Source organism: Paenibacillus glycanilyticus, assembly GCF_030161375.1.
Lineage (GTDB): Bacteria > Bacillota > Bacilli > Paenibacillales > Paenibacillaceae > Pristimantibacillus > Pristimantibacillus glycanilyticus_B.
The window spans coordinates 110,118-125,303 of record NZ_BSSQ01000028.1 but is presented as its reverse complement, the minus strand read 5'-3'; the positions used below and the strand labels follow the sequence as shown (position 1 = coordinate 125,303).

9 protein-coding genes are annotated in these 15,186 nt (G+C 50.2%); 7 read left to right on the top strand and 2 right to left on the bottom strand.

What is annotated here, in order from left to right:
• Positions 1-2,857, top strand: a 2,857-nt coding sequence (locus tag QQK89_RS28135; protein ID WP_284242086.1) for a CARDB domain-containing protein, incomplete at its 5' end; no start/stop codon positions are given.
• 55 nt (positions 2,858-2,912) lie between these two features.
• Here the strand turns inward: QQK89_RS28135 and QQK89_RS28130 are convergent.
• Entirely contained in the window at positions 2,913-5,981 is a 3,069-nt protein-coding gene (locus tag QQK89_RS28130) for a choice-of-anchor A family protein (protein ID WP_284242085.1), read from the bottom strand.
• A gap of 54 nt (positions 5,982-6,035) precedes the next feature.
• Positions 6,036-6,548 (bottom strand): tetratricopeptide repeat protein, encoded by a 513-nt coding sequence (locus tag QQK89_RS28125; RefSeq protein ID WP_284242084.1) that lies wholly within the window; start codon positions 6,546-6,548, stop codon positions 6,036-6,038.
• A 153-nt stretch (positions 6,549-6,701) separates the two neighbouring features.
• Between QQK89_RS28125 and QQK89_RS28120 the strand changes: the two genes are divergently transcribed.
• The 6 genes from QQK89_RS28120 to gntK all read left to right on the top strand — a co-directional run bounded on the left by QQK89_RS28120 (position 6,702) and on the right by gntK (position 15,155).
• Positions 6,702-7,241, top strand: coding sequence for a GNAT family N-acetyltransferase (locus tag QQK89_RS28120; RefSeq protein WP_284242083.1), 540 nt, complete (start codon positions 6,702-6,704; stop codon positions 7,239-7,241).
• Positions 7,242-7,458: 217 nt separating this feature from the next.
• Positions 7,459-8,778, top strand: a complete 1,320-nt coding sequence (locus tag QQK89_RS28115; protein ID WP_284242082.1) for an ABC transporter substrate-binding protein — start codon at positions 7,459-7,461, stop codon at positions 8,776-8,778.
• A gap of 1 nt (position 8,779) precedes the next feature.
• A complete protein-coding gene (locus QQK89_RS28110; RefSeq protein ID WP_284242081.1) occupies positions 8,780-10,570 on the top strand; it encodes a sensor histidine kinase in 1,791 nt (596 codons plus the stop codon).
• Positions 10,555-12,180 carry a response regulator gene (locus QQK89_RS28105; RefSeq protein ID WP_284242080.1) on the top strand — a complete coding sequence of 542 codons (1,626 nt, stop codon included), beginning with the start codon at positions 10,555-10,557 and terminating at the stop codon, positions 12,178-12,180. Before QQK89_RS28110 ends, QQK89_RS28105 begins: the two co-directional genes overlap by 16 nt.
• Positions 12,181-12,216: 36 nt before the next feature.
• Positions 12,217-13,578, top strand: a complete 1,362-nt coding sequence (locus QQK89_RS28100) for a GntP family permease (protein WP_284242079.1) — start codon at positions 12,217-12,219, stop codon at positions 13,576-13,578.
• 38 nt (positions 13,579-13,616) lie between these two features.
• Complete coding sequence (gene gntK / locus QQK89_RS28095; protein WP_284242078.1) at positions 13,617-15,155, top strand: gluconokinase; 1,539 nt, start codon at positions 13,617-13,619, stop codon at positions 15,153-15,155.
• Positions 15,156-15,186 lie beyond the last annotated feature (31 nt).

Sequence of the window (15,186 nt, the reverse complement as noted above, 5' to 3'; positions counted from 1 at the left end):
AACACCAACACCAACACCAACACCAACACCAACACCAACGCCGCCAGTGACCGATAACATCGCGGTTGGCAAGACGATAACGGCCTCATCCAGCACCCAATCCTATGTGGCCGCCAATGCCAACGACAATAATACGAGCACGTATTGGGAAGGCGGCAGCAATCCAAGTACGCTGACTCTTGACCTGGGTAAAAACTACGACGTCACTTCCATCGTCCTGAAGCTGAATTCGGCATCGGATTGGAGTACGCGTACGCAAACCATTCAAGTGTTAGGCCATAATCAGTCTACGACTTCTTTCAGCAGTCTGGTTGCCTCGCAATCCTATTCATTTAATCCGGCGTCCGGAAATACTGTTACGATCCCGGTATCCGCTACGGTTAAACGGCTTCAATTGAATATTACATCCAATTCCGGCGCTCCGGCCGGTCAGATTGCGGAGTTCCAAGCGTTTGGCACGGCAGCGGCCAATCCGGATTTGACGGTCACAGGCATGTCTTGGTCACCTGCCTCACCAGATGAATCCAGTGCTATTACTCTTAATGCGACTGTCAAGAACAACGGCAGCGCAGGCGCTGCAGCTACTTCCGTCAATTTCTATCTTAACAATGAACTTGCGGGTTCAACTTCCGTTGGCGCGCTTGCAGCAGGTGCTTCAGCTGCAGTGTCCTTGAATGTGGGAACCAGAACCGCTGCAAGTTATTCGGTCAGCGCGAAAGTGGATGAGTCGAATGCGGTCATTGAGCTCGATGAATCCAATAACAGCTATACGAACGCAGCTTCGCTAATCGTCGCTCCGATCGCAAGCGCTGACTTGGTAGGAACGACTACCTGGTCGCCAAGCAATCCGGTAGCCGGTAATGCGATTGCGTATACGGTTAATTTGAAAAACCAGGGGACAATTGCTTCAGCCGGCGGTGCTCATGCCATTACCGTAGCTATTAAAAATTCAGCCGGCTCTACCGTCCAATCGTTTAATGGCACCTATAGCGGGACCTTAGTAGCAGGAGCTTCGGTTAATGTAAGTATTCCGGGCACATGGACGGCTGTTAACGGCAATTACACCGTCGTTACAACCATAGCGGCAGACGCCAATGAAGCAGCGTCCAAGCAAGCGAATAACGCAAGCACAACTAATCTGGTTGTTTATTCGGTCCGTGGAGCTAGCGTGCCTTACACCAAATACGACACGGATGATTCGACCCGCGGCGGCGGGGCAACTCTGCAATCCGCGCCAACCTTTGATCAAGCTCTAACCGCTTCGGAAGCTTCCGGGCAGAAGTATATCGCACTTCCTTCGAACGGGTCCTACCTGCAATGGACCGTACGGCAAGGAGAAGGCGGAGCAGGCGTTACGATGCGGTTTACCATGCCTGATTCGGCGGATGGCATGGGACTGAACGGTTCGCTTGATGTCTATGTAAACAACGTGAAAGTGAAGACGGTAGCGTTATCTTCCTACTATAACTGGCAATATTTCTCCGGGGACATGCCGGCGGATGCTCCAGGCGGAGGACGGCCGATGTTCCGATTCGACGAAGTGCATTGGAAGCTGGATACGCCACTTGCGCCAGGGGATACGATTCGTATTCAGAAAGGCAACGATAATATTGAATACGGCGTAGACTTCATCGAGATCGAGCCTGTTGCCGCGGCAATTGCCAAACCGGCCAACTCGGTATCCGTAACCGATTACGGGGCTATCGCCAACGATGGCCAAGATGATCTGGCCGCTTTCAAATCCGCGGTCACGGCAGCGGTAGCTGCGAACAAGACCTTGTATATTCCAGAAGGAACCTTTCATCTTGGCAACATGTGGGAGATCGGCTCGGTAAGCAATATGATTAATAACCTCACGATTACCGGAGCGGGCTATTGGTATACGAATATCCAATTCACGAATCCAAATGCGGCTGGCGGCGGTATTTCACTCCGTATCACTGGGAAATTGGATTTCAGCAATGTGTACTTGAATTCCAAGCTTCGTTCAAGGTACGGGCAGAACGCCATATACAAAGGGTTCATGGATAACTTCGGAACCAACTCCAAAATCCATGACGTATGGGTCGAGCATTTCGAATGCGGCTTCTGGGTGGGCGATTATGCCCATACCCCGGCGATCTATGCGAACGGACTAACGATCGAGAACAGCCGGATTCGCAATAACTTGGCTGACGGCGTCAATTTTGCCCAAGGAACAAGCAATTCCATCGTTCGCAATAGCAACCTGCGCAATAACGGAGACGATGCGCTTGCTGTCTGGACGAGTAACACGAATGGTGCGCCGGCTGGCGTAAACAATACGTTCTCCTACAACACCATTGAGAACAACTGGCGCGCCGCGGGTATCGCCTTCTTCGGGGGCAGCGGACACAAAGCCGACCATAACGTCATCATCGACACCGTTGGCGGTTCGGGCATACGGCTTAACACGGTATTCCCTGGTTATCACTTCCAGAACAATACCGGGATTATAATCTCCGACACGACTATTATTAATAGCGGAACGAGCCAAGACTTGTACAATGGAGAGCGGGGAGCGATTGACCTAGAAGCTTCTAACGACTCTATCAAAAATGTCACCTTCACCAACATCGATATCCTCAACGCACAGCGTGATGCCATCCAATTCGGATATGGAGGCGGATTTGAGAACATCGTCTTTAATAACGTCACCATAGACGGTACTGGCAAAGACGGTGTGACGACATCCCGGTTCTCTTCTCCTCATCTTGGAGCAGCCATCTACACTTATACGGGGAATGGATCTGCCGCATTTAATAATCTGGTGACAAGAAATATCGCTTATCCGAATGTTAATTTCGTGCAAAGCGGATTTGTATTAACCTTTAACTAATCCACATGAAGAGGGCCGCTCCGGATGAGCGGCCCTTTTTTTGTCGCGGATGTCTTCATTCCTCGTTATCCTCAAAGTCGACGGTAGAAACATTGGAGAGCGAACTGCCGGAAAGTCTGCGTGTTGTTGTGGGAAATATAAAGGAAGCTTGCGCCTGATTGCGAAAGGAACCGCCGACGGGTTCGGAAATGACGAGTAAGGTAAACGTGATCGTTGCGGTACCGTAAGGCTGCAAGGAAAAGAGCTGAATGCCGGCAGTAAGAGCGCTGTCTGCAATCGGACTGCCGTTGAGCTTCACCGTACCGGGGAGCACGGCTGTCCCCGCTGGAACCGGATCGGTAAATAGAATGTTTGTTGCGATTTCGGAAGTAGGATTGCGCACGGATACAACGTAATTAATGGTGTCACCGATCGCAGCGGATAAACTGTTGGCTTGCTTATTCAATAGCAGACCAAACACGGTGTAGGATGCGGTGGCCGAAACGCTTCGCAAATTCTCAAATACGGCTACCGCCTCGTTAACGATGACGGTACCAGGCGCAGCCGTAACGGGCATGTAGAAGTATCCCGTTATGACGGAGCCAGGATTAATGGACGTAATCGTGGTGTTCTGGTTTAACGCAAGATCAATGAAACGTACGGTGTTAATCGTGAAATTACTAGTATTTCTTCCCGTGATCGCAAAGATTACTTCTTCGCCTTGGACAACTTCCGTTAGATTTACGGACTTGATTAACGCAAAAGAAGCTTCGGGGATAACAACAAAGGATGCTTCCGTTTCTTGTTGTGGAATGTTGCTAGAGATCGCAATCAGAGATGCGGTAAATATGGTGCCCGGCGGCGTATTGGCCGGTACGGTAAATTCCTGGCTTATCCTAAAGGTACTTCCCGGCTCTAGAATTTCGAGTACTCCGATCGCCTCGAAGAAAGGAGAGCGCAAGAGTAAATTTTGAACCCTAACCGGCGATATATTGGTTACCGTTCCGGTGAAGACGACCGTGTCTCCAGGTTGTGCGGTTGGTTGGCTGACAAAGCCTTCTAAAGCAATCTGCGGCGTTGTTGGGGGAACGGGAGCCGTTGTTACGATCGCTGATATTTGCGTACTAACGGGCGAGATTTCCGCAGATTGAGCTATAACGATATTTGTAATAATGGTACCGGTAGCGGTAGTCGCAGGCACGGTATACGAAGTGCTGAAATCCTGTTCTTGACCGATTCCAAGCATAGAAATAGTCGTTTGAAACCCTGTCAATTCATCTACGATCATTACATTATCCAATACGGCATTTCCGTTATTGAAAGTCCGAATCGTATAGTTGATCGTCTCGCCGGGAAGAACCATGTCTGTACTTTCTTCCTTCGATACAAGCAACGAGAGCATCTCGTTTACGGTTACGGAAGCGCTGGCCGTCATGGATCCGAAGGAGCCGGTTAAGGTAGCTGTATTCTCAATGACGGTACCGGCCGGCGTATTGGCCGGTATCGTGTAAGGTTGATTCAAGACAACGATTACACCTGGCGTTACCACATCGATGGTTGCATTGAAATGGAGGACGGGATCGCTTACGACCAAATTTTGAATATCGCTAGCCGTGGTATTCTCTATTACGAAGAAGTATTGAATCGTTGAACCGGGATCAGCCTGGGCTGTATTGACAAACTTGCGGAAAATGACGGTTGGGGCTGCGGAAACGGCGACATTGGCTGAGCTTTCCAAATAGCCTGGCTGCGGTAAATTGTCGGCGTATAATCTTGCCGTGTTGGTAATGGTTGAACCGGCGACAGCGGTAGAAGGAATAGTAAAGGTCGTTTCGGCAATCGTCCCGTCGAAAAAGGCAGGGAAGGATTGATCGAGTCCAAGGGTTGGATCAACAAGCCGGACGTTGACCAGTTCCGAGTTGCCACTGTTATATAAAGAGAACTGGTAGATCACTTGGTCTCCGGGCATCGCTGTAGATTGCGTAGCCATCTTGAGAAATTTGACATTAATCGGCAACGCTGCGATGGTGACGGTTGCCGATGCGGTCATTACCGGAACTTCGTCGCTGCTTACAATGACCGTGTTCGTATATGAAGTACCAGCCATACCGCTCGCTACTTCCGTTTCCAATACATAGGGATAAGTATCGCCAGGTTCGAGCAAAGGCAGATCTTGCTCGAATCCGAGCAGATCGTCTGTAATAACAATATTATGAACAGGCTGATTGCCGGTGTTCGTTACGACGATGGTATAAGTGATTGGAGTTCCAGGGGTTCCTGTGAAGGAAGTGGTGTCATTTACGGTCTTGGCGACGCTTAATGCAGCAGCCCCGCAAGTGGTGACTTCCGGCAGACATCCCGTAAACGGGATATTGAAAGGCCTTATGCCGCCATTGGTGCCATTGTAAGATACGGCGATGAGCTGGCCGTTTAATTGAGATGAGCCATTTGCGGTCATGTCGGCAAATGGGGCAAGGATGGTGCCTTGAATAACGCCGTTCGCGTTCCTTACCGCGGTTGCTTGCGGGAAATTCCACATAATCGTTGCGCCAACGCTTTCCGGAGGAGCGGAATTGCCGTTAATCTGCATTTGATAGTTGCCAAATCCACCGCTAGCTCCAGTCACATTGATTAGAACGGTGGAGCTTGCCGGAACGTTAATCGCAACAAGCGACGAGGATTCAAGTAAGGTTCCGGCTACGGAGATTATATTTAGCGTTGGATCAGAGCCATTGATCTGCAAGGTACCGAAGAAATCTTCAGCCGTACCGTTTGGCGCGAGAGCCCCCCAACCGGTCGATAGGCACTGCAAATAATTTTGTGCCGCCGCAAAGTCCACCGGAGTATCGATCAAAGGTTGACCCGCAACGCCATTATTGTTAATCATCGTATAGGCGATTACGGTGGAGGAGGGACTCATGATCGTATTCCCGTTATTGAAGCCCCGGACGATATTAACGTCGCCGCCGATAATGAGGTCCGCCCGGGTTGTGGATACAGGGAGTGCCGTACTTACGGACTGATCTTGGAACGTCACGGATCCCTCGGCTGCTACTCGGCCTTGCACCGTGAAGTTGTTCTGGATGTAATCGCCGAATAGAAAAACGTTGAAATCACTGGCTGTACCCAAATTTGCACAAGCCATGCCGCACCTCCGCACAGTAGATGATAATTCATCTCTATGCTAGGGGCTTAGATTTTAAGATTCAGCTGTCGCATCTAAATCTTCTTTGTAGCCTAATATTCCTCGTTTAAAATAATGAAGTTTCTCGTCGTTAGTCGTCTCCATAAGATTGGCAATCAACAGCTCAACGCTTTCTTTATAGTGTTCGCTATTGTAAAGCGCCATGGCGAGAAACACTTGAATCGCCCGGTTCTCGGGAAACTCGGCAGCTCCTCTGCGCAGTACGGCAACCGCTTTGTCATAGAACCCCCAATAACGATACGTACTTCCAAGACCCATCAAACATCGTTCCAAATCGGAACCCGATAAACCAAGGTCTAGAGCCCGCTCATAATAAGAGATGGCTTCTTTGCCAAGACCGGAATTGTCATGCGCGATGCCGGTCTGATAGTTAATCTCCGCATCGTCGGGATACTCAGCCAACAACGCCATTAACTGCCCGCGAACCTCCTTCAGCATGGATTGATCCTGCTTGGCTCTTCCTTCTTCACGGCGTGCAATTAATTGGTGGAATATATCTCTATTCATCTAAATTTATCCTCCGATAATAGCAATCTAGCAATCGTTACCATCTTACCATCAATAAAGTTTTACACAAAGATAATGTAGCGTTCATACAATCCCCCAAGTCATTTAATATACTGAAATGGACGAATCAATAGGACTAGGGTGATAGATAATATGCTGAAAAAACGCGAGTTTCACGAATGCCATTCCCTCTATGATTTATTGGTTGATCCTGCCGTTTTTCCTTACGTTCGTAATAAACCCCAGTCCTACGAAGAATATTTATTCGCAACGAAACAGCTTATGGTGGAAGAGGAGCAAGGGACCTGTATTTCCAGAACCATTCTGAATGAGATGGGACATCCCATTGGCAGCATTGATTTGTACGATATTGTGAATCAAACGGGATTCTTGGCGACTTGGATCGGGATTCCTTATTTCGGACAAGGTTATAACCGGAGGGCGAAGGAGGCTTTTTTTACGGAGCTGTTTCTGGAACGCCAGATTGAAACCGTATTTTTGAAAATCCGCCAACACAATATCCGGTCCAAAAAAGCCGTGGAAAAATTGCCGTACGTGCAATTGGCAAATGATTTGAGCCCTCACATTTACAACAAAATAAACGATAGGCAGCAAAATTACGATTTATATAAAGTGGAGCGGGCAGACTTTACGGCAAGTTGCCTTGCCATCAAACAAGAGATTGCCACTTAAGTGGCCGATTGATTAGGAAAGCAGCAGATCTTAGGATTTGCTGCTTTTTTTGTGTTTTGAATAATGATTATGAACCATCCGGCAATAATAGGAAAAGGCCATATTTAGGATTCGTTATCGATGTTTAGTATTCGTTATATCGTCCAATCCCGCAATCCAGTAATGTTAAGAGTGCTTAAAAAATTCTCAGGTGTATATGAAGGAGAGTAAGCAAAGCATGAACAAGCTGCAGCTCATACCGTCCGGTCTTGCCGGATTACTGGTCGTTGCGGCATTGGCAGGCTGCGGATACAGCCCGGCGAAACGGCCAAGTGAAGCAACCGGAAATACCGCCGGCGGTTTGGAAGGCAGAACGATTACTCTCGTGACCGGTTCCCATCCTTGGGTTGACGCCATTAAACCGTTAATACCGCAATTCGAGAAGGAAACCGGTATCAACGTACGGGTTCAAGGCTATTTCGAAGATCAGCTCACACAAAAACTGACCGTACAGTTTACGGCACAGTCGGAATCGCCGGATGTATTTATGTACCGGCCGCTACAGGAAGGGAAGCTGTTCTACCAGAGCGGCTGGCTTGAACCGCTTGATGCTTATGCAATACGCGATAAAGAATACGATCTTGCGGATTTCTCGCCGCAGTCGATTCGATCTTCAACGGTTGACGGCAAGCTGGCCGGCATCCCGATCGTTACGGAACAACAAATATTGTATTACCGCAAAGATTTATTGGAAGAAGCGGGAATTGCGGTTCCTGCCACAATTAACGAGCTAGTGGCCGCTGCCGCAAAGCTCAACCATCCGGAGAAAGGCGTATACGGCTTTGTAGCGAGAGGTCAGCGGAGTCCGCTTGTCACGCAAGTATCCTCCTTCCTCTATTCGGAAGGAGGCGATTTTATTGAAGACGGGAAAGCGGCAATTAACACGCTTGCCGCAATGAAGGCATTCGAAACTTATGGAAGCCTTCTGCGGGATTATGGTCCTCCGAATGTCATCAATATGTCCTGGCCTCAAGCGAGCGGTTTTTTTGCGGAGGGCAAAGCTGCCTTGTACACGGACGCGAATTCCATTTACCGCGCGGTGCTTGGTTCGAAGCATTACGAAGGAGAAGGCGATATTGGATTTGCGCCGTTCCCCGCGGGCAGTAAAGGTTCCTTGCCCTATAACATTACTTCATGGGGACTTGCGATTAATCCCAAATCGGCGGATAAGGAAGCGGCTTGGGCGTTTATCAAATGGGCGAGCAGCAAGCAAATGACGTTGCTCACTCAGCAAGCGGGCAATCCCGGGCCTAGAACATCGGTCTGGAATGATCCGCAAGGCACAACCGGATTTCCCGTAGAACTGGCGTCCGTGTTCAAACAAACGATTAACGGCGGTATCGATCATGACCGTCCTCAGACGGTTGATGTTGCCGCGGCGCGAGAGCAGGTCGGGAAAATCGTGCAGATGATCATCGCCGGCGAGCCTAATATCCGGAAGTCGGCTAATCAAGCAAACGCTGCCTTGCAGGATATTCTGGATAAGGAAGCGGAGTAGGATGATGACGCGCCGATTATCGATTTTTGACAAAATTGCTCTAACGATTCTGCTGCTGCTGGTACCCGTTCTGTTGCTGTACGGTTACTCGAATCGGATATCGACCGGGGTAGTAGAAGAACAAATGCGTTCCTCTAATTTGAGTAAACTCGTTTTCTTCATGGATCAAATGGATCAGGTTATGGAAAATTTATCGATGTTTCCGGTTATATTAAGCGACGATCCGCATATTCGGGACTTTATGTCGCCCGCATCGGTTGAAACGGAGAGCGGGTTGCTGATGGCACAGTCCAGGGTAACGGAGAAGCTGAGTTTGCAAAGCGTCTCCAGTCCTTGGTCGAATGATCTGACGTTTGTTTATCCGGAGAAAAATCTTGTTTTATCGTCGAACATTTACTTGAACGGCAGCGAAGTCAGTTCGCCAAACCGAAAGCTGCAGACGGCTTGGGCATTCGAGCAGGACAATTCTCGCGGTTATCCCGTAGGAACTTTTGTCCGCGAGACTGTCGTACCGGCCGCAGCAACAAGCATGGCACAAGCCGACGCCGTGTTTCAGGTCCGGTTCCCCGCTCAAAATATTAGCGACATGTTAGATGTGTACAAGAAGGAAAACCGCGGCGATCCGTTTATGTACCGTCCTGATCTTGTTCCGGTTCGCAACAGTACGAATGCCGGTCAAGCTTCAGAGGATGTAATCAAGGAGTTGGGAAGCAGGGAAACTTTACATCCAAACGGCCAATTAAACATGAAGATAGACGGTCATACGTATCTGGTCAGCTATGTGAAATCCCGGCAATTAAGCTGGTATCTTGTCGATTACGTCCCGGTTGAACGGATCGTAGCTCCGATTATTCAGACTCGCAATTGGTTTTACGGTTCGATGATGCTGTTGATTCTGCTCGGACTGCTGGCATCCGTACTGCTGTACCGCAATGTGCAAATTCCGCTGAAGAACATGATAACGGGCGTCAAACGGATGAAAGACGGCGATCTTTCGTGGCGGATAGGCTACAAAGCAAACAATGAATTTGACGATTTGATTCGACACCATAACGAAATGGCGGAACAGATGGAACGGCTGATCGAAGATGTCTATACCGAGAAGCTCAGATCCCGGGAAGCGACGCTTAAGCAATTGCAGTCGCAGATCAATCCGCATTTTTTGTACAATTCGCTATTCTTTATTATTAATTCCGCCATGTTGGATGATCGGGATTCGGTCATTGCGATGTCGGAAAATTTAGCTGAGTTGTACCGCTATACGACCAGGGTAGACCAGCAGTTGTCTACCGTGGGGGCAGAGATTGAATTCGTTCGCCATTACTTGAACATTCATACGCTCAGGATGGGCAGATTAACCTTCGATATCGATGTACCCGATTCCATGCTGGAACAGCCGCTCCCGCGGTTAACTCTCCAGCCGATCGTCGAGAATGCGATTGTGCACGGAATTGAAGGCCGAATCGGAGGAGGCCGGATTGTGATTACGGGAAGACAGGAAGAAGGCGACAACCTTATTGAGGTTGCGGATAACGGAGAAGGCATGTCTGTTGATGCGCTGCTTCGTCTAGAGTCTCTTCTTAACGAAAAAATGACGGATGAGATTGGCTGCGGCACTTGGAATGTCCATCAGCGGCTCCGCGGGCGGTTCGGAGAAGGCTCAGGCTTGCGATTCCGCCATGGAGAAGACGAAGGACTTGCGGTTACGGTCGTCTGGAAGAAGCAAGAAGACGGGGCTTTGAACCGTTGTGACAATCGCGTGGAAGGTGAATCGGAATGGCCCAGCTCTTAATCGTGGACGATGAAGCGCATGTTGTTGATCGTCTTGCGGGGACCGTCGACTGGAAGTCGATTGGCATCGATCAAGTCTATAAAGCTTATTCCGGTTATGAAGCGCTGGAGCAGCTGCACCAATTCTCCATTGACATCGTCATTACCGATATCCGCATGCCGGGCATGTCCGGTCTTCAGCTTATTGCCGAGATCAACAGGCAATGGCCGAAGACAAAAAGCATTCTTCTGTCGGGTTATTCCGAGTTTAACTATGCCAAACAAGCGATGCAGTTCCAGACGGAAGATTATTTGCTTAAGCCGGTCAAAACCGCGGATTTGCTGGCGACCGTTTCCCGCGTACTTCGCAAGCTGGAGCGCGAATGGGAAGAGGTGATTTCCGTGCAGCGGATCAGCTATACGCTGAAAGAGCATATGCCGCTGCTGCGCGCGAATCTGCTGCATGAGCTGCTGCAAGGGAAATTATGGAATCGGACCGTATTGCGCGAAAAAATGGCTAGGCTTGAGCTGGGCAAGGAACCCTGGCAGTCCTTCTCCTTAATGACGGTTCGAATGGACGATCATTTGGAAGGGCTTTCCGGGGCGGAAGAGGATTTATCCTGGAAGGAATTTGCCGTTGCGAATATGGCAGAGGAGTTATTCGGAGGAAGGTATGCGTTATGGCATGCCAAGGATTCGCATGATTACCTAATCTTCCTGCTGACGCTGAAGCAAGACGCGGAAGGCGAAGATCCCGGATGGCTTGAGCGTACGGCATCGGTGCTGCAGTCTGCGGCTCACGTATACCTGAAAGGGAAAGTTTCGATCATGGTCAGCGGAACAGGTGCTTTTCCCGAGGACGTGCCGGGGATCTACAACCGTTCCATTACCGCTTACCGGAACCGGATCGGAGATGAACCGGAGCAATTCATGCGGCTAGAGGATGAAGAATCCGAAACAACGGCCGTACAAACGTTGGCTTGCTTATATGAACCGCCGGCCTTGATTCATTTGCTCGAGGCAGCCAGATGGGAAGCCGTTGAGGAAAGGTATAAGCGGATCTTCGAAGGAGTAGAGAGCGGAGAGACGACCTCCGAGGAGCAGTTGCTGGAGATTTATTTGACGATCGCCTCGGCTTATGCCTTTATCGCGCATAAGAACGGCCGCTTACTCGCAGATACATTAGGCGCCGATTACAGCCGGATGACGTCAGCGTTGCCCATTCGAACCATGCATCATTTGCGCGAGTGGGCATTCCGCACGCTTAAGCTGCTGCGTGAAGATATGGCGAAGGAGACGAAAGATAACCGCCATTCGTTGATCGAGCGAATAAGGCGTTTCATCGACGAGAACGCGACGCGCGATTTGTCTCTTCAGCTTGTTGCCGATCAGGTCAAATTGCATCCGGTTTACGTATCTAAGGTGTACAAGCTCGAAACGGGAGAAAACATCAGCGATTATATTCAGCGCGTGAAGATGGAGGAAGCCCAATCGCTGCTGAAGCATAGCGACGAGAAGGTTTACGAGATTGCCGCCCGGCTTGGTTATCAACGGCCGCACTCTTTTATAAGCGCATTCAAAAAAACGTTCGGTATGACGCCACAGGAATACCGCGACGGACATTTGTCTTAAAAGCAAGATTAATTACAACTAGGGGGAAAACACATCATGTTGCTATTTATTGTACTTGCGGCAATCGTTGTATTGCTGCTGCTCATTACGATTGTGAAATTAAATCCGTTTGTCGCTCTGATTATAACGGCGATCGGCACGGGCCTTGCTGCGGGCATGCCACTCGTAGCCACGGAAGACCAGACGGGGATTATCGATTCGATCAAGACGGGGATGGGCAATACGCTTGGATTCCTTGCTATCGTTCTGGCCCTTGGCACCATGCTTGGGAAAATGATGGCTGAATCCGGCGGCGCTGAGCGGATCGCCCGTACGCTTATCGGTGTGTTTGGAGAAAAAAGAGTGCATTGGGCCATGATGTTTGTTGCGTTTATCGTAGGCATTCCGGTCTTTTTCCAAGTTGGTTTCGTTCTGTTAGTACCGCTTATCTTCACGATCGCCAAACAGACGGGATTGTCGCTAGTTAAGATTGGCGTGCCGTTGATTGCGGGCTTGTCCGTCGTGCATGGTCTTGTTCCGCCGCATCCGGCTGCAATGGCCGCGGTTGGGATTTTTAACGCGGATATTGGAATGACGATCTTGTATTCGGTTATCGTAGGTCTTCCGACCGCTATTATTGCAGGTCCGCTCTACGGCAGCTGGATCGGTAAACGGATTCACAAAGAAGTACCGAAGGAAATGGGAGAACAGCTTGCCGATATGGATCCTAATCGCAAGCTTCCCGGTTTTGCCAATACGCTTATTACGATTCTGATTCCGGTCTTCCTGATGTTGATCGCGACGTTCGCGGACGTATTCGTTGAAAGCGGCTCGCTGGCGAAGGACGACACTTTGTTCCTCGCTGCTAAATTTATCGGGGATCCGGTGGTTGCGCTTCTGATTGCGACGGTATATTCCTTCTTCAGCTTAGGTTACGCACGCGGCATCAGCCGAGAGAAAGTATTGAAATTCACGAATGACTGCCTGGCACCAACGGCTACCATTCTGCTTGTTATCGGAGCAGGCGGCGCGTTCAACCGAGTATTGCTCGACTCCGGAATCGGCGACTACATCGCGGATCTTGCTACTTCGTCCAATGTATCTCCGATTCTTCTGGGCTGGGGCATTGCTGCCATGATTCGGATCGCTACGGGTTCCGCAACGGTCTCCATGATGACGGCTGCCGGCATTGTTGCGCCAATCGCAGCGGCTATGCCGGGAACAAACGTAGAGCTGCTTGTGCTTGCGACTGGCGCAGGTTCGCTTATTTTGTCCCATGTGAACGATTCCGGCTTCTGGTTGATCAAAGAGTATTTCGGCATGACGGTGAAAGAAACGCTGCTTACTTGGACGGCGCTTGAGACGATTATATCGGTCGTTGCGCTTGTTCTCATTATGGCTTTGAATATGGTTGTATAGACAGAAGAATTGAAGGATAGGAAGGAGAGAAGGCGAATATGGCTTCCTCTTACGTGATTGGAACGGATATCGGAACAACAAGCACCAAATCGGTATTGTTTGACAAAGAAGGGCGCGTTATCGCGACGCATACGATTGAATATCCTTTATACTCGCCGAAGTCGGATGTTGCGGAGCAGGATCCGGACGAGATTTTCCGCGCGGTAGTAGGTACGATTAAACAAGTTGTATCTCAAGGCGGCGCCGAGCGCGAAGGCGTCATGTGCGTCTCGTTCAGCTCGGCGATGCATAGCGTTATTGCGGTTGACGGCGAAGGCCGTCCGCTGACCCGCTGCATTACATGGGCGGACAACCGCAGTGCCTTATGGACGGAACGGATCAAAAACGAGATGAACGGACATCAGATCTACCTGCGCACGGGTACGCCGCTGCATCCAATGTCTCCGTTGTCCAAGCTGGTGTGGCTGCGGAATACGCAGCAAGACTTGTTTGGCCGTACGCATAAGTTTATCTCGATTAAAGAATACGTGTTTCACCAATTGTTTGACCGGTATGTGGTCGATTATTCGATTGCGTCCGCTACGGGGATGTTTAACTTAACCGAGCTGGATTGGGATACCGAAGCGCTGCAGGTTGCCGGCGTAACGGCAGAGCGCTTGTCGGAGCCCGTGCCAACGACGTATGCGCTTGAAGGGATGAAGGAACAATGGGCAGCCGAGATGGGACTGCCGGCTTCTACGCCTTTTGTTGTTGGAGCAAGCGACGGCGTATTGTCCAATCTTGGCGTGAATGCGATCGAACCTGGAACTGTTGCGGTAACGATCGGAACAAGCGGCGCGATCCGCGCGGTCACGGACCGTCCGGTGACGGATCCGAAAGGACGCATCTTCTGTTATGCACTCGCCGAGAACATGTGGGTAATCGGAGGGCCGGTTAATAACGGCGGCATGATCTTCCGCTGGGTGCGCGACCAGCTCTGCGCGGCGGAGACCGAAACGGCCAAACGGCTTGGTAAAGACCCGTATGATATTTTGACCGAGATTGCTTCCCTTGTACCGGCCGGTGCGGACGGGCTTCTGTTCCATCCTTATCTGGCTGGGGAAAGAGCACCGCTCTGGGATGCCAACGCTAGAGGTTCGTTCTTCGGGCTTGGCCTGCAACATAAGAAGGAGCATATGATCCGGGCTGTGCTGGAAGGCGTAATCTTCAACTTGTTTACCGTATACATGGCGTTGGAAGAGTTGATCGGCCATCCGACGAAGATCCAAGCAACCGGCGGCTTTGCCCGTTCGGCGCTGTGGCGGCAAATGATGGCGGATATTTTCGACCAGGAAGTTCAAGTGCCGGAAAGCTTCGAGAGCTCTTGTCTTGGCGCCGCGATTCTCGGGATGTACGCCATTGGCGAGGTGGAATCGTTGCATGTGGTATCCGGCATGATGGGCACGTCCCACACGCATGCGCCTATTCAGGCTAACGTTGAACGGTACAAGGAGCTGAGCCGGATTTTTGTCCGGATCTCCAGAATGCTCACCTCAGAATATAAGGAAATCGCGGCTTATCAGAAGAAATGGACTTAATCTTGCAGGCAACTCGTCAATATGGCGGGTT